Annotated in this window: 19 protein-coding genes; 10 read left to right on the forward strand and 9 right to left on the reverse strand. The window is 60.9% G+C overall.

Going from position 1 to position 20686, the window contains the following annotated elements; genetic code table 11:
• Nucleotides 1-4 precede the first annotated feature (4 nt).
• From AAFX04_00065 to AAFX04_00080, 4 genes are read left to right on the forward strand one after another with little or no spacing between them, the layout of a single operon-like run.
• The gene (locus AAFX04_00065; GenBank protein MEO1043815.1) at nt 5-682 is read left to right on the forward strand and encodes an ABC transporter ATP-binding protein; all 678 of its coding nucleotides are present in this window, start codon (nt 5-7) and stop codon (nt 680-682) included.
• The gene (locus tag AAFX04_00070) at nt 679-3240 is read left to right on the forward strand and encodes an FtsX-like permease family protein (protein ID MEO1043816.1); all 2562 of its coding nucleotides are present in this window, start codon (nt 679-681) and stop codon (nt 3238-3240) included. The genes AAFX04_00065 and AAFX04_00070 overlap by 4 nt, the downstream gene beginning before the upstream one ends.
• Nucleotides 3240-4310, forward strand: a complete 1071-nt coding sequence (locus AAFX04_00075) for a lipocalin-like domain-containing protein (protein ID MEO1043817.1) — start codon at nt 3240-3242, stop codon at nt 4308-4310. The genes AAFX04_00070 and AAFX04_00075 overlap by 1 nt, the downstream gene beginning before the upstream one ends.
• Nucleotides 4311-4345: 35 nt before the next feature.
• Nucleotides 4346-5527 carry an FAD-dependent monooxygenase gene (locus AAFX04_00080; GenBank protein ID MEO1043818.1) on the forward strand — a complete coding sequence of 394 codons (1182 nt, stop codon included), beginning with the start codon at nt 4346-4348 and terminating at the stop codon, nt 5525-5527.
• A 17-nt stretch (nt 5528-5544) separates the two neighbouring features.
• Here AAFX04_00080 and AAFX04_00085 read toward each other — a convergent pair whose 3' ends face one another.
• Nucleotides 5545-6705, reverse strand: a complete 1161-nt coding sequence (locus tag AAFX04_00085; protein MEO1043819.1) for an N-acetyltransferase — start codon at nt 6703-6705, stop codon at nt 5545-5547.
• Between the two features lie 227 nt (nt 6706-6932).
• Between AAFX04_00085 and AAFX04_00090 the strand changes: the two genes are divergently transcribed.
• A complete protein-coding gene (locus AAFX04_00090; GenBank protein MEO1043820.1) occupies nt 6933-8006 on the forward strand; it encodes a fatty acid desaturase in 1074 nt (357 codons plus the stop codon).
• A gap of 9 nt (nt 8007-8015) precedes the next feature.
• On the opposite strand, the gene AAFX04_00095 is transcribed toward AAFX04_00090, so the two are convergent.
• From AAFX04_00095 to lptF, 3 genes are read right to left on the reverse strand one after another with little or no spacing between them, the layout of a single operon-like run.
• Nucleotides 8016-9560, reverse strand: a complete 1545-nt coding sequence (locus AAFX04_00095; GenBank protein MEO1043821.1) for a hypothetical protein — start codon at nt 9558-9560, stop codon at nt 8016-8018.
• A gap of 4 nt (nt 9561-9564) precedes the next feature.
• On the reverse strand, nt 9565-10662 hold the full coding sequence (gene lptG, locus AAFX04_00100; GenBank protein ID MEO1043822.1) for an LPS export ABC transporter permease LptG: 1098 nt from the start codon (nt 10660-10662) through the stop codon (nt 9565-9567).
• A gap of 1 nt (nt 10663) precedes the next feature.
• Nucleotides 10664-11878 (reverse strand): LPS export ABC transporter permease LptF, encoded by a 1215-nt coding sequence (lptF, locus tag AAFX04_00105; protein MEO1043823.1) that lies wholly within the window; start codon nt 11876-11878, stop codon nt 10664-10666.
• Between the two features lie 125 nt (nt 11879-12003).
• Between lptF and AAFX04_00110 the strand changes: the two genes are divergently transcribed.
• The 3 genes from AAFX04_00110 to AAFX04_00120 are packed head-to-tail and all read left to right on the forward strand — an operon-like array spanning nt 12004 to nt 14466.
• Complete coding sequence (locus tag AAFX04_00110) at nt 12004-12534, forward strand: DUF2141 domain-containing protein (GenBank protein MEO1043824.1); 531 nt, start codon at nt 12004-12006, stop codon at nt 12532-12534.
• Nucleotides 12531-13508 carry an acylglycerol kinase family protein gene (locus AAFX04_00115; GenBank protein ID MEO1043825.1) on the forward strand — a complete coding sequence of 326 codons (978 nt, stop codon included), beginning with the start codon at nt 12531-12533 and terminating at the stop codon, nt 13506-13508. The genes AAFX04_00110 and AAFX04_00115 overlap by 4 nt, the downstream gene beginning before the upstream one ends.
• Before the next feature lie 31 nt (nt 13509-13539).
• The gene (locus AAFX04_00120) at nt 13540-14466 is read left to right on the forward strand and encodes a hypothetical protein (GenBank protein MEO1043826.1); all 927 of its coding nucleotides are present in this window, start codon (nt 13540-13542) and stop codon (nt 14464-14466) included.
• A 4-nt stretch (nt 14467-14470) separates the two neighbouring features.
• On the opposite strand, the gene AAFX04_00125 is transcribed toward AAFX04_00120, so the two are convergent.
• Together AAFX04_00125 and AAFX04_00130 are read right to left on the reverse strand one after the other, a co-directional pair.
• The gene (locus AAFX04_00125) at nt 14471-15670 is read right to left on the reverse strand and encodes an aminotransferase class I/II-fold pyridoxal phosphate-dependent enzyme (protein ID MEO1043827.1); all 1200 of its coding nucleotides are present in this window, start codon (nt 15668-15670) and stop codon (nt 14471-14473) included.
• Between the two features lie 60 nt (nt 15671-15730).
• A complete protein-coding gene (locus tag AAFX04_00130; protein ID MEO1043828.1) occupies nt 15731-15976 on the reverse strand; it encodes an acyl carrier protein in 246 nt (81 codons plus the stop codon).
• Between the two features lie 197 nt (nt 15977-16173).
• Between AAFX04_00130 and AAFX04_00135 the strand changes: the two genes are divergently transcribed.
• Nucleotides 16174-16698 carry a Pycsar system effector family protein gene (locus AAFX04_00135; GenBank protein MEO1043829.1) on the forward strand — a complete coding sequence of 175 codons (525 nt, stop codon included), beginning with the start codon at nt 16174-16176 and terminating at the stop codon, nt 16696-16698.
• Between the two features lie 15 nt (nt 16699-16713).
• On the opposite strand, the gene AAFX04_00140 is transcribed toward AAFX04_00135, so the two are convergent.
• The 3 genes from AAFX04_00140 to obgE are packed head-to-tail and all read right to left on the reverse strand — an operon-like array spanning nt 16714 to nt 19840.
• Nucleotides 16714-17640 carry an NAD-dependent epimerase/dehydratase family protein gene (locus AAFX04_00140; GenBank protein MEO1043830.1) on the reverse strand — a complete coding sequence of 309 codons (927 nt, stop codon included), beginning with the start codon at nt 17638-17640 and terminating at the stop codon, nt 16714-16716.
• A complete protein-coding gene (gene proB, locus AAFX04_00145) occupies nt 17637-18773 on the reverse strand; it encodes a glutamate 5-kinase (GenBank protein ID MEO1043831.1) in 1137 nt (378 codons plus the stop codon). The genes AAFX04_00140 and proB overlap by 4 nt, the downstream gene beginning before the upstream one ends.
• Complete coding sequence (gene obgE, locus AAFX04_00150; GenBank protein ID MEO1043832.1) at nt 18758-19840, reverse strand: GTPase ObgE; 1083 nt, start codon at nt 19838-19840, stop codon at nt 18758-18760. Before obgE ends, proB begins: the two co-directional genes overlap by 16 nt.
• 173 nt (nt 19841-20013) lie before the next feature.
• On the opposite strand from obgE, the gene AAFX04_00155 reads away from it, so the two are divergent.
• Nucleotides 20014-20469: a hypothetical protein gene (locus AAFX04_00155; GenBank protein MEO1043833.1), complete on the forward strand. Its 456-nt coding sequence runs from the start codon at nt 20014-20016 to the stop codon at nt 20467-20469.
• The last annotated feature ends 217 nt before the right edge of the window (nt 20470-20686 follow it).

A 20686-nucleotide genomic window follows, 5' to 3' on the forward strand; every position in this document is an offset into this window, starting at 1 on the left:
CATCATGTCCGCTGCGCCGCCTCTTGTGCTACGCTCAATCGCAAAGACATTGCCCAATGGCCGTCAGCTCTTTGCCGATATCGACCTGACTGTGGCTGCTGGCGAATTTGTCTCGATCCAGGGCGAGTCGGGGATTGGCAAATCGACCCTGCTCAATCTTGCCGCCGGGCTCGACAAGCCCAGTGCCGGCGAGGTGATAGTGTCGGGGCGGAGCCTGTCGGGTCTCTCCGAGACGCAGCTTACCGCATTGCGTGGCCGACATATCGGCTTTGTGTTTCAGTCCTTTCATGTCCTGCCCTTTCTCACACTGGCGCAAAATGTTGCGCTGCCGGCGGTGCTCGGCGCTGATGACCGTGCCAGCGCGCGCGAAAAGGCGGTGGTGATGCTGGGTCGTGTCGGGCTTGCGGACCGGGTTGACAGCTATGTCGCAGAGCTTTCGGGCGGGGAATTGCAGCGCGTGGCCATAGCCCGTGCGCTGGTCCATGCTCCGGCGCTGATTCTTGCCGATGAGCCGACCGGTAATCTCGACCCGACGACGTCGGAAGAGGTCATGGCGCTTCTCGGCGAGGCGGTGAAATCGACTGGAGCGGCAATGATATTGGTCACGCATTCGCCGGTCGACGCAGCCATTGCGGATCGCCAGTTGCGCCTGACCGAGGCCGGCATGGATATACTGGCATGAGCGATGCCGCGACCGGCCAGGCCAGCGGCACCGTCTGGCGCTGGCTGCTCACCGGACAATTTCGCAGCTTCCCGTTCCGCTATATTCTCGCCGCCATGTCGATCGCCATCGGCATTGCGCTTGGCTTTGCGGTGCATCTGATCAACAGCTCGGCCAGCGATGCCTTTGGCGACGCAGTGCGCAACATATCAGGCAGTGCCGATGCCCAGATCACCGGCGCGACCAGCCTCGGTTTCGACGAGCAGCTCTACCCGGAGATTTTCCACCTGGCCGAAACCGCCGATGTCAGTCCGGTCATCTACATGCCGGCGGTGCTGACCGGATCGGACACAAGGCTGAAACTGCTCGGCACGGATCCGTTTCGCGCCGCCAATATCACGCCGCTGCTCCTGGGGAGGCAGGATATTGCGCAGGACCAGTCGGCGGGGCGCGGCAACAACCAGGCACGATTTGATGTCAACGCGATCTATCTCAGCCGTACTGCGCTTGACCAGGCCGGACTGGCGATTGGTGACAGCGTTTCGTTGCGCGCCAATGGCCGCACCCATCGTTTCACCATCGCCGGTGACCTGCCCGGCATGGCGGCGGGGCAGGCGGTGGCGGTCGCCGATATCGCCACGGTGCAATGGCGTTTCGACCGGCTGGGGCAGATCGACCGCCTTGACATCAGACGTGCCGATGGTGTGTCGCAGAACCGCCTGACCGGTACGTTGCAGGCGATATTGCCCGATAATGCGCGGATCACCGGGGCCGAAAATGAGACACAAAAGCGCGCCAGCCTGTCGCGTGCCTATCGGGTCAATCTGGAGATGCTGGCACTGGTGGCGCTGGTGACAGGAGGGTTCCTCGTTTACTCGGCGCAGTCGCTCTCGGCTGAAACACGGCAACAGCAATTCGCGCTGCTGCGGATATTGGGGATGCAGCAGGCTAGCATCGAGCGCCAGCTGCTGATCGAGGGACTGGCACTGGGTATAGCAGGATCGCTGGCAGGGCTGGTGCTGGGCTATGGTTTTGCGCTGCTGGTCCTCAGCGCCTTCGGTGCCGATCTCGGTGCCGGCTATTTTCGCGGCGCCACCCGGGCGCTGGACGTCTCGCCGCTGGCATTGCTGCTGTTTCTGTTTTTCGGCATCGGTACCGCGATCATTGGCAGCCTTGCCCCGGGGCGCCGCGCGGCGAGGATACAGCCAGCGCAGGCGATCAAGTCTGCCGGCGGTTCGACCGAAATGGCTCATAAGCCGCTATGGCCGCCCGGACTGGTGCTGATTGTGGCTGGGGCCGGGCTGACGCTGCTGCCGCCGGTCGCCGATCTGCCGCTATTCGGCTATAGTGCGATTGCCGCGATACTGGGCGGAGCCATCTGGCTGACGCCATGGCTGGCGCAGACATTGTTGCAGCCATTGACCCGGCTCTCGGGTAACCATCTGCCGTTCGACATGGCGCTGCATCACCTGATGCGTACCCCGACCAGGGCCGCCGCCGCGCTGGCGGGGATCGTGGCAAGTGTCGGACTGATGATGGCTATGGCGATCATGGTATCGAGCTTCCGCACCTCGGTGGATGGCTGGCTTGGGAACATCCTCAGCGCCGATGTCTATGTCACCGGCGGTTTTTCCGGCGCGACCTTTGACCCTCAACAGCAACGGCGCATTGCTGCCTTGCCCGATATCGCCGATGCCGAGTTCAGCAAGACACTGCCGCTGAGCCTCGATCCCGAAAGACCACCGATCAACCTGATCGTGCGACCGGTCGCCGATAGCCGTTATCCGCTATCCTTTATCGACGGCGGTGTAGCGCCGCAACAGGACGGGCTGGTGATCTGGATATCCGAACCGGCGGCGCGGCTCTATGACCTTGCCGTTGGCGACAAAGTGGCGCTGCCATTGGCGGCACAGAATGTTACTGCATCGGTGGCCGGCATCTGGACCGATTACGCCCGCCAGCAAGGGGCAATTGCGATGGAAGCAGCAGACTATGCGCGCCTGACCGGCGATGGTGCACGCAGCGATATAGCGCTTACCCTCAGGCAAGGCAGTGATGCGGCAGCTGCGATTGACCGTCTCGGGCCGCAGATTACCGAGATTGCCGGTGCCCGTGTCGATGTTACCGATGCGCGCGGTTTGCGGACCATGGCGCTGGCGCTGTTCGACCGCAGCTTTGCCATCACCTATGGGCTCGAGGCAGTGGCGATCCTGATCGGCATGGCCGGTATTGGTGCCACCTTTGCCGCACAGGTGGCTGCCCGGGTGCGGGAGTTCGGCATGTTGCGCCATATCGGTTTCGGCCGCCGTCAGATCATCGCGATGCTGGCCAGCGAAGGTTTCCTGCTCGGCGCCATCGGCTTGGTCGCGGGGCTGGCGGCCGGGCTGGCGATCAGCCAGATCCTGATCCATGTGATCAATCCGCAATCGTTCAACCTGACCATGACCACCCATATTCCCTATGCCCTGCTGGTCACGATTGCGCTGGCGCTGCTGACGACATCGGCACTGACAGCCATATTTGCCGGGCGTCGCGCGGCATCGCAGGATGCGTTGCAGGCTGTGAGCGAGGACTGGTGATGCGGCTGGTGATGCTCTCTGCGCTGATCATGGCGCTGCTGACTGCAATGGGCGCCTGGGCTGCCTCTGTGATACGCTATCCCGAGGTTGGGCCGGGTCAGCCGATCAGCTTTCCGCGCGACCATGGTTCGCATGACGATTTCCGTACCGAGTGGTGGTATTTTACCGGCTGGCTCGAGACTGAAAGTGGTCAGCCGCTGGGGTTCCAGGTCACCTTTTTCCGCACCCGGCCGGATATCCCCGATGATAATCCCAGCGGCTTTGCACCGAACCAGATTGTCTTTGCCCATGCCGCCATCTCCGATCCGCAGACCGGTACGCTCGTCCATGACCAGCGCCTTGGCCGGGCTGGTTTCGGCATTGTCGACGCGGCGGCTGGCGATGCCGATGTTGCGCTGCTGGGCTGGACTCTGGTGCGCGATGGCAAAGGCGTTTTTGTCAGTGAGGTTGCCGCGAAAGGTTTCACCCTCGACCTGCAAATGCGCCCGACCCAGAAGGTGATGCTCAACGGCGAGGCAGGCTATAGCCGCAAGGGACCACGGCCGTCACAGGCCAGCTACTATTATTCGATACCCCAGCTTGCGGTCAGCGGATTGGTGATGCGCAATGGCGACAAACAGAGCGTCACCGGCACCGCATGGCTTGATCGTGAATGGTCGTCCGATGTGCTGCCGGAAAATGCTGTGGGCTGGGATTGGACCGGGCTGAATTTTGACGATGGCAGCGCATTGATGGCGTTTCAGGTGCGCGGTCGCAATGGCGAGGCGGTCTATGCCGGTGGCAGCTACCGCGATGCTGCTGGCAAGCAGACCATTCTTGCACCCGATGCCGTCCGTTTCGAGCCGCGGCGTATCTGGACCTCGCCCAAGACCGGCGCTGCCTATCCGGTCGAGGCGGCCTTCATCGTGACTCTGGACGGTGAGGAGAAGCGATTCGTCCTGCAGCCGCTATTCGATGCGCAGGAACTGAGCGGTTCCTTCACCCCGACCTATTGGGAAGGCGCGGTGACAACCGAGGGTGGCAGGGGCTATCTCGAAATGACTGGCTATGATGGCGATATTTCGCTTTAGCGGGAATATCGGGAAAGCCCTTACAGGTGAAACACATGGGACAGGCGGTGATCGCAGGCGGCGGGATTGGCGGACTGACCGCTGCTCTGGCGCTGCACCATTTTGGTTGGCAGGCGATAGTCTGCGAGCAGGCCAAGGCCATAAGCGAGGTCGGCGCCGGTATCCAGATCAGTCCCAATGGCATGAAGGTGCTGCGCAAACTGGGACTCGAACCACAGGTTCTGGCTGCGGGTTTTCAGCCCAGGGCGGCGGAATTTCGCGGCGGGCGATCGGGTCGGCTGCTGCTGCGTCAGCCGATGACCGGCTATGATGCGAAATATGGCGCGCCCTATGTCCATATTCACCGTGCTGACCTGATTGCGCTGTTGCAGCAGGCGGTGGAAACACGGATGCCGGGGGCGATATCTACTGGCATAAAAATCACCGGCTATGACCAGGATGCAGACACGGTCCGGGCGATATTGGCCGACGGATCGCAGGTCACCGGAGATGTGCTTGTCGGTGCCGATGGCATCCATTCGGTGATCCGCGGCCAGATGCTGGGTCCGGAGAAGCCGCGCTTTACCGGCCATGTCGCGTGGCGCGCCGTGGTGCCGGTGGCGCGGCTGGGCAGTCATATGCCCGAACCGGCGGCAACCGTCTGGTTTGGCGAGAACAAGCATGCAGTGACCTATTTGCTGCGCGGCGGCGAACTGGCCAATTTTGTCGGCGTGGTCGAGCGCGATGACTGGCGCTCGGAGAGCTGGACCGAGCAGGCCAGCCGCGATGAGGCGCTGATGGATTTCGCCGGCTGGCATCCGGTGATCACGACGCTGATCGAAAAGGCGGAGGCGCATTATCGCTGGGCGCTGTTCGATCGCAAGCCATTGAAGCAATGGAGCTATGGCCGCGTCGCACTGCTGGGCGATGCCTGCCACCCGATGCTGCCTTTCATGGCGCAGGGTGCGGTGCAGGCGATGGAGGATGGCTATGCGCTGGCACAGGCGCTGGCGGGGAGTGATGCGCCAGAGCGCGCGCTGTCCGGTTATTTTACCCGACGCCGTGACCGTACCGCACGGGTGCAGATGGCGGCGCGACGCAATGCCGAGCTGTTTCACCAGAAAACCCCGCTGGGCAAATTACAGAATCATGGCCCGATGATTGCTGCCGACCGGCTTAAGCTCGATGTCGCGGATAGGCGGCTGGCCTGGCTCTACGGCCATGACGTCACCGCCTGAGCGTCTGTGTCATAGGGTTACAGGTCTTTTTCGTAGAGCCGGTATTCGCGGTTGACCTTGCTGTCGATGGCGTCGGCAATTGCCACCATTCCCTGATTATCTTCCAGGATCCAGCCAATCTCACCCCGCACAGAACCATAGTTTTTGGTCGATGCGCGACGAATATATTCGATCATCATAAAGGCCAGCTGGCTCGCCAGACGCGAGTTTTGCAGCTCTTTCTTTACCCCCATGAGCGGCACCCGCATGGTGCGCGAACGACAGCTGCGCAGCCACCACAGCAATTTGACCCAGCCAAAGGGAAAGAGATTGCCGTTCAGCGGCTTGATCGCCTCGTTGAGATCAGGCAGCGTCATCATGAAGGCCACCGGTTCGCCCTCTATTTCGGCGATCATGATCAGGTCCTCGCGCACCAGTGGCTTCAGTTTCTTGCCGACATGGGCGATCTCGTCATCGGTAATCGGCACGAACCCCCAATTGTCGGACCAGGCATCGTTCAATATGCCCAATATTGTCGCCGCTTCCTCATCGAAGCGGCTCTTGTCGACATTGCGTATGTTGATTTTGCTACTGCGTTCGCCCGATTTGACGATGCGCTGGATCAGCGGCGGGAAGTCCTTTGTGATATCCAGTTCATAGGTGAACAGCGACTTGGCGGGCTTATAGCCTGCCGTCTCTATCCATTTTTCCTGTGCCGCATTGTGGTGTCCCATCATGAAAGTCGGATCATGGTCATGACCTTTGACCAGCAGTCCCGGTTCGTCCCAGACCGACAGGCTGAGCGGCCCCAATGCCCGGGTCATGCCTTCGCCCCGCAGCCAGTCTTCGACTGCGGCGATCAGCGCCCGGGCGGTGTCGCCGTCTTCGGCTTCCAGCATGCCCCAATTGCCGGTGCCCGGCCCCATGCCCTGTTCGGCGGGCTGTGCCGTTGCCAGATGGTCGATATGGGCGGAAATCCGGCCGGCGATACGGCCCTGGCGGGTGGCGATCATCGGCTGCACCGTGGCATGGCCGTAAAATGGATTCTTTGCCGGGTTGAACATATCGAATATGTCCTGGCGCAGCGGCGGCACCCAGTGCGGATCGTGGCGATTGAGCTGGTAGCCGATATTGACGAACGCGGCCATCGCCGCCTTTCCGTTCGCCTTGTTGACTCGTATTTCGCCCTTGGCCGCCATATACCATTCCCCCAAAAGGACCGGCCTCCTTACCGGCAACCGGTATAAGACCTTATCCGGCTGGCCTTGTGACGAGCAAAGGGGCATGATGTCAAGCAGCGATAATGGCCCAGTTTCGCCATGATCCTGCCATGTTGCTCTGCTTGAGGGACGGCGACAAAATGGACGAAAATGACATGACTGCACAGACATTGCCGCTGGACCGCGCGTCCGGCAAAACACCGCAAATGAAGAAACGCATCGCCGAGACGCCGGCAAAGCTGAGCGAAATCGCCGATGACCAGGACATGGTCCGTCTCGCCGCCAAGCTGACGCGGGAACTGCATGTCGCCAATCCGGCGATCTACTGGGGTGATTTTCTGGCCTCTACCATTTTTGGCTATGCCGGTCTTGCCACCGCCATCTTTGCCGCCTCGACCGGCATCGCCATTCTCGGCGCCGTCGTTGCGGTGCTGGCGCTGTATCGTGCCGGCAGCTTCATTCATGAGCTGACCCATTTGAAGCGCGATGCCGTGCCCGGTTTCCGCCTTGCCTGGAATGCCCTGATCGGGGTGCCGCTGCTGGTGCCGAGCTTCATGTATATCGAGGTGCATAATCTGCACCACAACAAGACCCGTTATGGCACGGTGCGCGATCCTGAATATTTGCCGCTGGCGCGGATGAAACCCTGGTCGGTACCCGTGTTCGTCATTGTCGCGGCGCTGGCGCCGATTGCGTTGCTGTTCCGCTATGCCGTGCTGACGCCGCTATCGGCGATCATTCCGCCGCTGCGCACCATGGTCGTCGAACGCTATTCCGCGCTGGCAATCAATCCGGATTTTCGCCGCCGCATGCCGACCGGCCAGTTTGCCCGCGAATGGACCATGGAAGAGGCTGCCGCCAGTATCTGGGCGATCGCACTTGTCGCCCTGACAGCGACCGGAATCATCCCGCTCAAGGCTTTTGCCATTTTTCTTGGTGTGATGTCGGCATCGATCGTGCTCAACCAAATCCGCACATTGGTGGCGCATCTGTGGGAGAATGACGGCGAAGCGATGAGTGTTACCGCGCAATATCTCGACAGTGTCAATGTGCCACCACCGGGCCTGTTGCCGGCGCTCTGGGCGCCTGTGGGCCTGCGCTATCATGCGCTGCACCATTTGCTGCCGAGCGTACCCTATCATGCGCTGGGACAGGCACATCGCCGTCTGGTCGAGACCCTGCCGCAATCATCCGACTATCATGGCGCCAATTACCGGAGTCTGGCAGGGCTGGTGTCGCGGCTGGTGCGCAGCACTTTTGTCGGTGCACACCGCCGCTGATAGCAGAGACTAGAGACGCAGCAGCTGCGCGGTCCGTCCCAGTGCCTGCCGGTCTTCCGGTTCCAGCCCCCATTTCAATCCGGTCCAGACCAGCAACAGCAGGCCGCCGAGAATCACGCCAAGACGGATCACAATGTCCTGGTCGGCCACCAGGCGGGCGGCAAAGACCAGCAGTGTGCACCCGGCCAGCTGCTGCATTACGGCCCAGATCATATGGCGGTCCCAGACCGGCATCGCGCCAAAGCGGCTCAACTCCCAGGCCGCGATCCAGCTTGCTGCGGTCACCCCCAGAGCCACTGCCAGCGCCATGCCGACCGCGCCGCTCTCCACCGGCAGCAGTAGATAGGTTGTTGCGGCAACGGCAAGGCCGAGCAGGCTATTGGCCAGGGGCAGTAGCCGGTGAGCGGTCATCTCGACAATTGGTGTTGCCGCGCCGAGCAGTGCCTCACCGGCGCGTCCGGCGAGCAGCACCAGCAATATCGGCATCGCGGCGAGGGCATCGCGGGTAAAGATCAGCAGAATGATATCACCGGACAGCATCATTGCCACGGTCAGCGGGATGACAAATATCGCCGCCAGCCGGTTGGCGAACTGATAGAGCGGCAATATCGCGGCGGGATCGGTTTTGGCCTGGGCCGCGCTCAGCGGCGCCAGCACATAGAGAAATGCCTGGCGTACGATCAGCGGCACCGATGCCACCTTGCGGGCAATGCCATACAGGCCAGCGGCAATGGCACCGCTCGCTCCGGGCAGGGTGAGGCCGAGCAGCACCGGGGGCAGATCGTTGAAGGCGCGGCGAGTGAGGCTGGGCGGCAGCATGGCAAAGCCGGTGACCAGCACATTGCGGCGCAGTGGCGACGGCATCGGTGCGCGTAACAGCAGCGCGAGATCATAATATTTGCCGAGCAGCCGCAGCGCCAGCAAGGCCGTTACCGCCAGCGAGGCGAGATGGGCGATGAACAGGCCGAACACCAGCGCGCCGGCACTATAGGCGGCGACGGCGATGGTCAGCCGCAGCGATTGTTCCCACAGGATTCGCAGGCGTATCTCTGGCCCGAAAGCGCGGCGCGCCCGTGCCGCGGCGGTTGCCACTTCGAGAAGGATCAGCAGCGGCAGCGACCAGATGAACAGGGTGATAATCTGCGGCAATTGCCCGGAGGCGCTCGCACTGGCGGAAAAAGCCGGGGCAATCTGTCCGGCAAGTGTGCTGATGATGGCGGCGAGGATAATGGCCGGGACCACTGTCACCAGCAGCGCAAAGCGCAGCACGCCATGCGCCTCGACATCGTCTTTGGCACCGGGGATCAGCCGCTGCAACGCCTGATGCATCGCGAGGTTGAACAGGAAAGCCAGAATATTCACCGCCGACCACAGGCTGATATAGAGGCCATAGCCGACAAGGCCGTAGAGCCAGACATAGACCGGCTGTGCCACCAGCTCGATCAATGCCCCCAGCCGTGCCAGTGCCGCCATGCCGGCGCCTCTTCCGACATCGTGTCGGCCAATGGCGGCGTCGCTATTGTCCTGGCCGTTCCCTGATTCCGGCGTCTGCATGCTGCTATTCTTCGGTTCGGACAAGCACCGTCTCGCCGATCAGCAGGAACAGGATGAAGGGTGCCCAGGCCGCGAGCAGCGGCGGATAGACTTCCAGATTGCCCATGGCGAGGGTGAAATTATCGACGACGAAATAGGCGAAGCCCAGCGCCATGCCTATCACCGCGCGGAAGAACAGACGACCCGACCGGGCCAGGCCAAAGGCGGCAACAGCGCCGAGCAGCGGCATCAGCACCGATGACAGCGGCCCGGAAATCTTGTGCCACCAGGTGGTTTCCAGATCGGTGGTCCGGCGGCCGGCAAGCTGCATGTCGGTGATGGTGGTGCCCAGCTCGGCAAAGGACAGACCGGCGGCATTGACATTGCTCAGTGTGAACTGGTCGGGCGTGACACCGGTGCCGATAACCATGGAGTCGATTGTCTCGACATTGCCGGTCAGCAATTCGAAGCGCTCGACATCCTCAAGCCGCCAGCCATTGCCGGTATAGCGCGCCCTTGCTGCGGAAACGGTTTCACGCAGCGCGTCATTCTCGTCGCGGACAAAGGCGGTGACATCGCGCAGCCGGGTATTGTCGCTCTTGCCCAGCACCGTCCGCGCCTGAATGATCATATGGCCATCGCGCACCCAGACATTGGTCAGGCTGTAAGGGTCTTCGGGTATCGGCCCGAATTCGGCCGCCTCCCATGCTGCGAGCGTCGCCGTGGCACGCGAAACGATCCGGTCGTTAAAGGCAAAAGACAGGATCGCGATGACCAGACTGGTGAGCAGCAGCGGTGCCAGCACCTGATGCGCCGACAGCCCTGCAGCCTTCATCGCAATGACCTCGCTATTCTGGTTCAGCGTGGCCAGCGTCACAATAGTGGCGAGCAGCACTGCAAAGGGCAGGAAGCGCTCGATCAGCTGCGGTACGCGCAGCGATATATAGGTCAGCAATTCGCCCTGGCCATTGCCCGGATAAGCGAGAATCTTGCCGCTCTCTCCAAGCAGGTCGAGCGCCTGCAGCACCAGCACCAGCAGCAGCAGTACTGCGACAACCCGGATGGCGAACATCCGGGCCATGTAGAGCGCCATGGTGCGCGACGGGAAGAATTCGACCTGCATGCTATTTTTCCATATGGATCTGGCGTTTGCGACCGATGGAGAGCATGCCCTTGAGGAAAGTGCCGGACTTGGCGAAGAAGCGCTCCAGCGCGCCAATGGGTTGACCGCCGGGGACATGCGATACCTGCCAGTACATCCACACGATCAGCGCAGCAAACAATATGAACGGTCCCCAAAGGGCGATGATCGGATCGACCCGGCCCAGGGCTCCGATATCCTCACCATATTGGTTCACCTTGTGATAGGTCACGATCATCACAATGGAGAGGAAAACCCCGAGCGCCGATGTCGAGCGTTTGGGCGGGATCGCCAGCGCCACCGCCAGCAGCGGCATCAACAGCATCATCACCACCTCGACGATACGGAAGTGAAAGCTCGACCGGCTTTCGGCGCGTTCCAGCGCTGAAGTGTCGGGATTGGTGCCGATGCGCACCAGCTCGGGAATGGTGTATTCGCGCTCCTTGCCGCCGCGTTCGCGAAAAGCGTCGATCCTCGGCAGGTCTATGGGCAGGTCGTGGTTGCTGAAATTCAGGATACGCGGCGTGTCATAATCCGGGTCCTCATGCACCAGGGTGCCGTCGCTGAGCCGCAATATGATGGTGTCAGGGTCGTCGGTGGCCATGAACTGGCCCTGGGTAGCGGTTACGGTCAGAATGTTGTCGCTGCCGCTTTTGACGCGTACGAAAATGCCCGAAAGCTGGCGCCCATTGTCGCGGCTGCCCTCGATACGCATGGTCATATTTTCGCCCAGATTGGTGAACTCGCCGACCTTGATCGAGGCACCCAGTGCCCCCGAACGCAGCTCAAAGCCCAGCCGTTCATAGGCATAGCGCGATTCCGGCTGAATCCAGCCGACAATGGCGAGATTGACCCCGGCCAGGATGATGGCGAAGATATAGGGTATTCTGAGCAACCTGCCATAGCTGAGGCCTACGGCGCGGAATACATCAAGTTCGGACGACAGCGACAGGCGGCGAAAAGCGAGCAATATTCCGAGCAGCAAGCCGATAGGGATGCCGAGCGAGAGATATTCGGGCAGCAAATTGGCAAGCATCTGCCAGACGACGCTGACCGGGCCCCCTTCTGCGGCGACAAAATCGAACAGCCGCAGCATCTTGTCGAGGACCAGCAGCATGGCCGCAATAACCAGCGTTGATAGCAGCGGCACAATCACCAGACGCGCAATATAACGGTCGGTGGCGGTGAGAAAATTCAACTTGTCGTCCCCCTCTCACCACGTTTTCGCCGCAAATGCTCCGCACATAATAGGGCAAGGTTGGAAAAATAGGCTTTTGCGCGTGCACAGCGCAGTCTGATATAATCTTTGGGAGCAAAAACGCCATGCACAAATTTCGCTGGTCTGCGGTATGTGCTGCCCTTTTGCTCCCGTCCCTGCTGGCCTTTCCTGCATCCGCCACGGCGCAGCGGCAGAAGATTTCCAACGACATGAACAAATGCGCCGCAGGCAGTGCTGGTCCGGCAGTGCTGGTCGAGGTTGTCGGCTTCAAGGCGGCCAAAGGTCGTATCCGGGTGCAATCCTACAGCGCCACAAAGAAAAAGTGGCTGAAAAAGGGCCAGTGGATCAACCGTATCGACATCCCGGTGGCGCTGCGTGGTGGCAAGATGCGATTCTGCATGCCGGTACCTGCGAGTGGCGATTATGGCATTGCGGTGCGCCATGATCTCGATGGCAATGGCAAGTCCGGCTGGAATGATGGCGGCGGTTTTTCCAACAATCCGGATATCTCGCTGACCAATTTGAAGCCGTCGGTGAAGAAAAGCCGTATCGCTGTCGGCGGCGGGGTGCGCACCATCACTGTTGTGCTCAACTATCGCCAGGGCCTGTCGATTGAACCATGGGGCAAGTCATGACGCTGGTGGCGCTCCTCTCCAACCCGCAATCGACCGGCAACCGCTCAGGTTTACCCGACGTGCGGGCCTATTGTGCGCGGCATCCCGATATCTTCCACTATGAGGTGGAAGAAGTCGACCAGATTGCCCGTGCACTGGAAAGCATTGCCCGGGTCAAGCCCAGGGTGCTGGTGATCAATGGCGGCGACGGTACGGTGCAGGCGACTCTCACCGAAATGTATCAGGGGGGCCATTTTGGCGACAATCCGCCGCCGGTGGCTGTTCTGCCCAATGGCAAGACCAATCTTATTGCGCTCGATCTGGGTGCTGTCGGCAATTCGCTGACGGCGCTGGAGCAGATTGTCGACATTGCCGCCAATGATCTCGATGATCACATCATTGAACGTCAGATGATCGCCTTGAGCAACGGTTCTGATAGCCGCCCTGTGCTCGGCATGTTTCTCGGCGGCGCCGGTCTGGCAGAGATCATCCTTTATTGTCGTCACAAAATCTATCCGCTCGGCCTGCCCAACAGTGTCAGCCATTTTCTCGCTGCCTGTGCCACCATTGTCGCGGTCCTGTTCAATGTCAGCGCCCGCTTCCTGCCGAAGACCCGTTCGAGTGTGCGCATATCCATGGTGCGTCACGGAGAGATTCAGGGCAGTTTTGCGCTGCTGATGGTGACCACGCTGGAGAAGCTGCTGTTACGCGGCACGACCCAGGAAGAAGCGGCTGCAAAGGCGCCCGGAAACATGAAGTTTGTTGCCGTCGAGCATAACCGTGCCGGCCTGTGGACGATGGTGCGCGACACTATTTTCGGCCGCTTCGGCACCCGCCCTGGTGCGGGCCTGCATCTTGAACGCGATGATGTTATCCAGATCGAGGGCGAGCGCAGCTGTGTTGTTCTCGATGGCGAACTGTTCGAGGCCAATCGTGGCAAGCCGATCACCCTGCGCACCACCGACCCGATGCCGTTTCTGCGCATCGCGGCCTGAGAGCTGCCATGGCGCAGTGATGGTGGGTTGAATGTCGTCTCTCGCAAAACTGGTCGCTGTGGAACTGGCGGTCGCAATCGATCCGCGTATCGCCGCTTTTGCCGCAGATATTGCCGCGCGCTATCCCGATGCAGCGCAGGCGGTACTGTTTTATGGCTCCTGCCTCCGCTCGGAACAGCTTGAAGGTGAGATGCTCGACTTTTATCTCATCGTCTCGGACTATCGTGCTGCCTATGGCGACAGCTGGATGGTGCGCGCCAATGAGATGATCCCGCCCAATGTGTTTCCGGCGCAGCATGACGGACTGGTGGCGAAATATGCGGTGCTGAGCGAGCATGACTTCCACCGGTTGAACCGTGTGGAGGCGGATACAGTTTCGGTCTGGGCGCGTTTCTCGCAGCCTGCACGGCTGGCCTGGTCGCGTGACGAGGATGCCGCAGCGCGGGCCGCCGAGGCGATCTCGGGCGCGGCGCCGACACTGCTCAATGCGGCCCTGGCGCATATGGATCGCCCTGAATCTGATATGCTGGCCCTGTGGGAACGCGGCTATGCTCTGACCTATGGCGCAGAATTGCGCGCCGAGCGTAGCAGCCGGTCGCAATCTGTGGTCGATTTCGATCCGGGTCGCTATCGCCGCTTTACCGCCGCAGCGCTGGCGGAGACCGCAATAGCTGCGGAGACCGATGACGATATTGTACGCTGCTTGCCCGGCCAGACTGCTGCCATTGCCGCGGAGAAACAGCGCTGGTCGGCGCTACGGCGGCGCGGCAAATGGATGACACTGGCGCGGCTGGCCAAGGCCAGTGCAACCTATGCCGGCGGCATCGATTATCTCGCCTGGAAGATCAACCGCCATGCCGGGACCGAAATCGCCATCAAACCCTGGCAGCGCAAATGGCCGTTACTGGGCGCGCTGGTGCTGCTGCCGCGGCTGTTGTTGAGCGGGGCGGTGCGTTAGGGGATCAGATAATCCCGACTTCCTTGCCCGCCTTTTCGAACATGTCCAATATCTGCGTCACTTGCTCACTGCTATGTTCGGCGCAGAGCGAGCAGCGCAGCAATGTCATCCCCATCGGGGTCGCTGGCGGGCGGGCCAGATTGACATAGAGACCATTTTCCAGCAGCGCCTGCCACAGCCGGGCGCCTTCGAGCATATCCTCGACCATCACCGCGATAATGCCGCTTTGCGCTTCCGGTGTACCGAGCTTGTAGCCCATATCGCGCAGGCCCTGATGCAGGCGCTTGGAGTTTTCCCATAAGTGCGTGCGTTTGTTGCCCGCATGCATCAACTTGCGGATGCTGGTCGCGGCGGTGGCGACGACACTGGGGGGCAGGCTGGCGGTGAACACATAAGGCCGACAGACCAGCCGTAAAATCTCGAATTTCGGGTGGTTGGAGACGCAGAAGCCGCCCACCGTGCCGACGCTTTTGGAAAAGGTACCGATGATGAAGTCGACATCGTCGAGCACGCCCTGTTCCTCGGCGACGCCGCGGCCATGCTCGCCGATAAAGCCCATTGAATGTGCCTCATCGACCAGGCTCATCGCGCCATATTGCTTGCACAGCGCAATCATCTCTTTCAGTGGCGCGACATCGCCGAGCATCGAATAGACGCCCTCCAGCACCACCAGCTTCCCCGCCTCTTCGGGCAAGCGGCGCAGGCGTTTTTCCAGCGCCTCGACGTCATTATGGCGAAAGGCGACAATCTCGGCATCGCCCATTTTGCAGCCATCATAGATGCTGGCATGACTATCGATATCGAGGATGATATAATCGCCCTTGCCGGCCAGGGTGGAGATGATGCCCAGATTGGCCTGATAGCCGGTAGAGAACACCATGGCATGGTCCATGGCGTAGAATTCCTTCAGCGCTTCCTCGCACGCCTTGTGCCCCGAATAGGTGCCGTTCAGCACGCGACTGCCGGTGGTGCCGGAACCGAAATTCTCCAGCGCTTCCTTGCCCGCATGCAGCACATCATCGTCAAAGGTCATGCCCATATAATTATAGGTGCCGAGCAATATCGTCTCGCGGTCATTGCAGATGGCGACGGTGGGTGATTTCACCTCTTCCATCACCAGCGCATAAGGGTCGGCGACGCCGGTGGCGAGCAGCGCCTCGCGCTCCTGGATCAACGGGTCAAATTTTGAAAGCAGATCGGTCATATCGGTCTCAACAATTCGTCATCCAGAAACAAGTTCGGGACGACGCGTTTTGTATTTATATCAGCTATCCGCCAGCTTCATCACTGCATCGACCAGCTGGCCGACATTCTCAATCTCGGCCTGCATGTTCATGGTGATGATGATGTCGAACTCGTCCTCGATCGCCGCGACAAAGTCCATCACGGTCAGGCTGTCCCATTCCAGGTCGTGCTGGAATGTCGTGGCCTCGGCCAGTTCGACGCCCTTTTTGTTGAAAGGGGCGATCTGCTCGGTCACCTTGCCCCAAATCGCGCTGCGGTCGGTCATTGCATGTATCTCTCTGTTTCTGCCAATTGCCCTAGCCTCTAGCGGCATGGCATTGGCAAGACAAGGCAGCGGCAATACGGCAGTGTGCGGCCATTTTGTGGCATGGCGCCGATCATGCCTCCCGGCCCGTCTTAAGTGCGGCAAAGATTGACTCTTCCGACACTTGCGGGCTGAATACGTCCAAAAGGGGGTGATCAATGACACAAAACAGCGAAGCATGGTCGGAGCAGAGCATTTATCTGCTGCGAACAACGCAACAGCATCATGTCCAGCTCAGCCTCATGGCCGACCACAAGGCGAATATGCTGATCGGTGCGGCCTTTGTCGTCTTCTCGATCGCGGTCAGCCAGTCCGCCAATGCTGGCTCGATCAGCCTCTATCTGTTGGCGCTGGCGATCAGCTCGGCGATCAGTGCACTCCTCGCCGCCATGGCGGTTATTCCCAATATCGGTGCCGTTCCGACCGCTGCCACAGACAGAGGCAATCTGCTGTTTTTCGGTGCGTTTCGCCAGATGGAGGAAGATGAATATATCACGGCCCTTTCGGCGCAAATGCGCACCGATGATGCCGTGTATCGGGCGATGCTGCGCGATGTCTATCAAATGGGGCAAGTGCTGGCGAAAAAGAAATATCGCTATCTGCGCTGGTCCTACAGCATCTTCATCGCTGGCATATTGTTGACGGTGGCACTGTTCGCGCTGGAGAATCTCGGCGCATTTTAGCGCCTGCAACCAGATTCAGAGCCAGCCCTGTTGGCGATACCAGCGCACGGTGTCCTTCAGTCCCTGCGGGGTGGGTATTTGCGGCGTCCACAGCCCTTCCGGCGGACGACGGCCCGGGTCGACGGTCCAGTCCGGGTGCGACAGATAACGTGCGCGATCCGGCGTCAGCTTCGCCTTGTCGCGACGGACCAGCCGGTCACCGCGTGCTGCGAGAGTAAGCATCGCAGCAGGTGCGGCGACGGTGCCGACGGCCTTGCCCACGGCATTGGCAATGGCATTGGCAAACGCCTTGTGTGTCCAGCCATTTTCGGTGCCGTCATCGGCCTCCCATATGGCTCGGCCCGGCCCGGTCAGCGCAGTCGCCAGCAGCAGCTGGGCCATGTCATCGACATGGATGATCGACACCCGGCCCCTGGGCGGCAGCAGCATCAGGCGGCGCTTGGCCATGCGGAACATGTCGAGCATCTCGGTATCGCCCGGGCCATAAATGCCGGGCGGGCGGATCACTGACCAGGGCAAGCCGGAGGCGACCACAAGATTTTCGGCTTCCGCCTTGGACCAGCCATAAATGGAGAGGTCGGGTTCGCGCGCAGCAAGTGAGGAAATATGGATGAAATGAGCGGTTCCGGCTTTCTCCGCCGCGGCCAGTATATTTGCGGTACCGGTGATATTGCCCGCGGCAAATCCGGTGCGGTCGGGTGCGTTGACCACCCCGGCAATATGCAGCACGCAATCGGCGCCCTGGACCAGTGTGTCGAGCGGTTGCGTCTGATCGAGCGCGCCGGCAATCCAGGCGACGCCCGGCTTGTCAGGCTGCGGCCTGCGCGTGAGTGCGCGTACCGTAAAGCCCTGCGCCAGCGCTGCCAGCAAAGTGCGCTTGCCGAGAAAACCGGTCGCGCCGGTCATGGCGATGGTCAGGCGCTCATTATTTTTGGCGCTCATAGCAGCACCATATGGTCGCGGTGCACCACCGCGCTGCGCGGCGTGGTCCCGAGAATTGCCTGATGTTCCTCGCTGCGTCGCCCCATAAGATAGCGTGCAATATCGGCATCATATTCGCTCAGCCCCTGAGCAATCGCGCTGCCGTCACTGGCGATGATCCGTACCAGATCGCCGCGCAGGAAATCGCCATGAAGGGCTGTCATCCCTGCGGCGAGGAGGCTGGCCCCTTGCTGCAAGGCGCGCACCGCGCCGTCATCGATGGTGATACTGCCCGCTGCCTTTTGCCGCGCCGCGAGCCAGCTCTTGCGGGCCGACGGACTGGGGCTGGCGGCAAAGATGGTGCCGGTCCCGATAGTGGCGAAATGGCGTAGCGGATGGTCGGGCCGTCCGGAAATGATTGCGGTGGCAATACCCGCCTCGGTCGCCAGCCCGGCTGCTGCCAGCTTCGAGGCCATGCCGCCGGTGCCCATCAATGAGCCATCGCCGTCATCGGCCAGGCGGGTGGTCCGGGTGTCGATGGTTTCGACATGGCGGATCAGCGTGGCTTCGGGATCATGTGCCGGATTGGCGGTGTACAGCCCGTCGACATCGCTCATCAGCAACAGACCGCCGGCGCGCGCTGCCTGGGCTAGGTTGGCGGCGAGCCGGTCATTATCGCCGAAGCGGATTTCCTCGGTGGCGACGCTGTCATTCTCGTTGATTACCGGAACCGTTCCGGTCTCGATCAACCGCTCCAGAGTGGCGGTGGCGTTGAGATAGCGGCTACGATCTTCCATATCGCCGAGCGTCAGCAATATCTGCGCCGCGATCAGGCCGCGTCCGGAAAGAATGTCCTGCCATAACCGTGACAATGCAATCTGCCCGACCGCCGCTGCCGCTTGTGCATCGGCCAATGTCGCCCGTCCGCCATGCCCGAGCCCGAGACGACGCGCGCCGAGCGCGATCGCGCCGGAACAGACGATGATGATCTTCTGGCCCGCAGCGACGCGCTCGGCAATGTCGGTACCAAGGCTCTGCATCCAGCTTTCGCGTAGCGTGCCATCGCTGTCGACCAGCAGCGACGAGCCAATCTTGATCACCAGACGCCGACAATGCTCGGGCGCGAAATTGCTGACACTCAAATCGGAGACCATGGCTTGTCATCGGTATCGCTGTCGACATTCTCGCCATCGCCCAATGCCACGGGCACGCCTTCGGGTTGTTCGGTCGCGGTGACACCGGGAAGATAATCGAGCAATGTATCGAGTAAGGTATCGACGCCTTTGCCCGAGGCGGCGGAAACGGGGATTACCTTTTTCACGCCTTCTTCGGCCAGCAGTCCGGCGATGAAGTTGGTCAGATCTTCATCCATCGCATCGGCCTTGTTGAGCGCCACGATCTGTGGTTTGTCGGAGAGCCCTGCGCCATATTCCTCAAGCTCATGCTGTACCGTGCGATAGGCCAGTGCCGGATCATCGCCGTCGCCGTCAATCAGGTGCAACAATACCCGGCAACGCTCAATATGGCCGAGAAAGCGGTCACCAATGCCCGCACCTTCCGCCGCGCCTTCGATCAGTCCGGGAATATCGGCCAGCACAAATTCGCGATCGCGGTGGCGCACCACACCGAGCTGCGGCCGCAAGGTGGTGAAGGCATAGGCACCGACCTTGGCCTTGGTGTTGGTGACTTGGTTGATGAAGGTCGACTTGCCCGCATTTGGCAGGCCCACAAGCCCGACATCGGCGAGCAGCTTCAACCGCAGCCAGATCCACATCTCCTCGCCGGGTTCGCCCGGCTGATGCTGGCGCGGGGCGCGGTTGGTCGCGCTTTTATAGCTCAGATTGCCGCGGCCGCCCTCGCCGCCATACAGCATGGTGATGCTCTGCCCGGCATGGGTCAGGTCGGCCAATACCGTTTCCCTGTCCTCGGACAGGATCTGGGTCCCGACGGGCACCGCAATCACCAGATCATCGGCGCCGGCTCCGGTGCGCTGCTTGCCCATGCCGCCCTGACCCCGGGCCGCCTTGAAATGCTGGCGGTAGCGAAAATCGATCAGCGTGTTGAGCCCGGTCACTGCCTCGAACACGATATCGCCACCCTTGCCGCCATTGCCGCCATCGGGGCCGCCATATTCGATATATTTCTCGCGCCGGAAGCTCACCGCTCCCGGTCCGCCCGCGCCGGATTTGAGATAGATTTTGGCCTGGTCGAGAAAATGCATGGCCCAGCCCTTATGCCACAGCCGGGGCAATTGCCAGAGCCGAGATGATAATCCGGCTTGCAGCGCTCCAAGCATTGTTATCGGAACTGGAGTGTAACGATTTCCGTTCTCGTGACGAATGCAAGGTTAAGCAAGCGGCCGCGACAGGCCGCAACACAGAAGGGAATTTCATCATGAACAAGGCATTCTCGACAATCGTAGTGGCGCTGGCTGTGGCCGGATTTTCCACCGCTGCCCAAGCCGATGAGGGCGCCGCTGCCAATGCGGTCCCGGCTGCTTCGGTTGCAGCGGTTTCCGCCGTTGATCGCGGTGAAGTGACAACCGTTACCGATGCTCCGGCGTTTGATCTCGGCGCTCTGCCGGGCAGCGTTGCCGTCAATGGTTTCAGCAATGGCCGCGAGTTCCGCATTGATGATCTGGATAGCAGCGACTTTCCCGGCGTTGGCATCAACGGTCTCAACCGCGTGCCGGATTATGACGGCGAAACACCGGCTTTTCGTGAAGGCACCGGCCTTGCGGCGTTGAGTGTCGGTCGACCTGAATTTGGTGAATTATCGACCGAGCTGGACGGAGCCAATCAGCGTGCATGGCATCAGCGTCGCTCGGCCTCTGTACGCTTTGCGCTGTAAGAAAAACCGCAAAATAACGGCTGAAAATATTTTTTCGAACTGGTTGTAACCGCGCCTGAATATTCTGCGAACAGCCCAGTGTAAGCAGTTTGCTGCTCTCCGCTCTCAACTCCTCCCTCACCCTCAGGGGAGCAGCAAATTACAAGAAACCCGGCGGCCTTCCCCCTTGTGGCCGTCGGGTTTTTTGTTGTGTGGAAAGCTGTTGAGGCTGTGCGGT

The sequence above is a fragment of the Pseudomonadota bacterium genome (genome assembly GCA_039818985.1).
Classification (GTDB): domain Bacteria; phylum Pseudomonadota; class Alphaproteobacteria; order Sphingomonadales; family Sphingomonadaceae; genus Alterisphingorhabdus.

Coding starts and splice junctions, on each gene's coding strand:
- AAFX04_00080 (MEO1043818.1), top strand. CDS start 4,346: ATGGGACAGGCGGTGATCGCAGGCGGCGGGATTGGCGGACTGACCGCT.
- lptG (MEO1043822.1), bottom strand. CDS start 10,662: ATGCAGGTCGAATTCTTCCCGTCGCGCACCATGGCGCTCTACATGGCC.
- AAFX04_00115 (MEO1043825.1), top strand. CDS start 12,531: ATGACGCTGGTGGCGCTCCTCTCCAACCCGCAATCGACCGGCAACCGC.
- AAFX04_00155 (MEO1043833.1), top strand. CDS start 20,014: ATGAACAAGGCATTCTCGACAATCGTAGTGGCGCTGGCTGTGGCCGGA.
- proB (MEO1043831.1), bottom strand. CDS start 18,773: ATGGTCTCCGATTTGAGTGTCAGCAATTTCGCGCCCGAGCATTGTCGG.
- AAFX04_00140 (MEO1043830.1), bottom strand. CDS start 17,640: ATGAGCGCCAAAAATAATGAGCGCCTGACCATCGCCATGACCGGCGCG.
- AAFX04_00135 (MEO1043829.1), top strand. CDS start 16,174: ATGACACAAAACAGCGAAGCATGGTCGGAGCAGAGCATTTATCTGCTG.
- AAFX04_00065 (MEO1043815.1), top strand. CDS start 5: ATGTCCGCTGCGCCGCCTCTTGTGCTACGCTCAATCGCAAAGACATTG.
- AAFX04_00120 (MEO1043826.1), top strand. CDS start 13,540: ATGTCGTCTCTCGCAAAACTGGTCGCTGTGGAACTGGCGGTCGCAATC.
- AAFX04_00090 (MEO1043820.1), top strand. CDS start 6,933: ATGAAGAAACGCATCGCCGAGACGCCGGCAAAGCTGAGCGAAATCGCC.
- AAFX04_00110 (MEO1043824.1), top strand. CDS start 12,004: ATGCACAAATTTCGCTGGTCTGCGGTATGTGCTGCCCTTTTGCTCCCG.
- AAFX04_00075 (MEO1043817.1), top strand. CDS start 3,240: ATGCGGCTGGTGATGCTCTCTGCGCTGATCATGGCGCTGCTGACTGCA.
- AAFX04_00085 (MEO1043819.1), bottom strand. CDS start 6,705: ATGGCGGCCAAGGGCGAAATACGAGTCAACAAGGCGAACGGAAAGGCG.
- AAFX04_00095 (MEO1043821.1), bottom strand. CDS start 9,560: ATGCAGACGCCGGAATCAGGGAACGGCCAGGACAATAGCGACGCCGCC.
- AAFX04_00070 (MEO1043816.1), top strand. CDS start 679: ATGAGCGATGCCGCGACCGGCCAGGCCAGCGGCACCGTCTGGCGCTGG.
- AAFX04_00130 (MEO1043828.1), bottom strand. CDS start 15,976: ATGACCGACCGCAGCGCGATTTGGGGCAAGGTGACCGAGCAGATCGCC.
- AAFX04_00125 (MEO1043827.1), bottom strand. CDS start 15,670: ATGACCGATCTGCTTTCAAAATTTGACCCGTTGATCCAGGAGCGCGAG.
- obgE (MEO1043832.1), bottom strand. CDS start 19,840: ATGCATTTTCTCGACCAGGCCAAAATCTATCTCAAATCCGGCGCGGGC.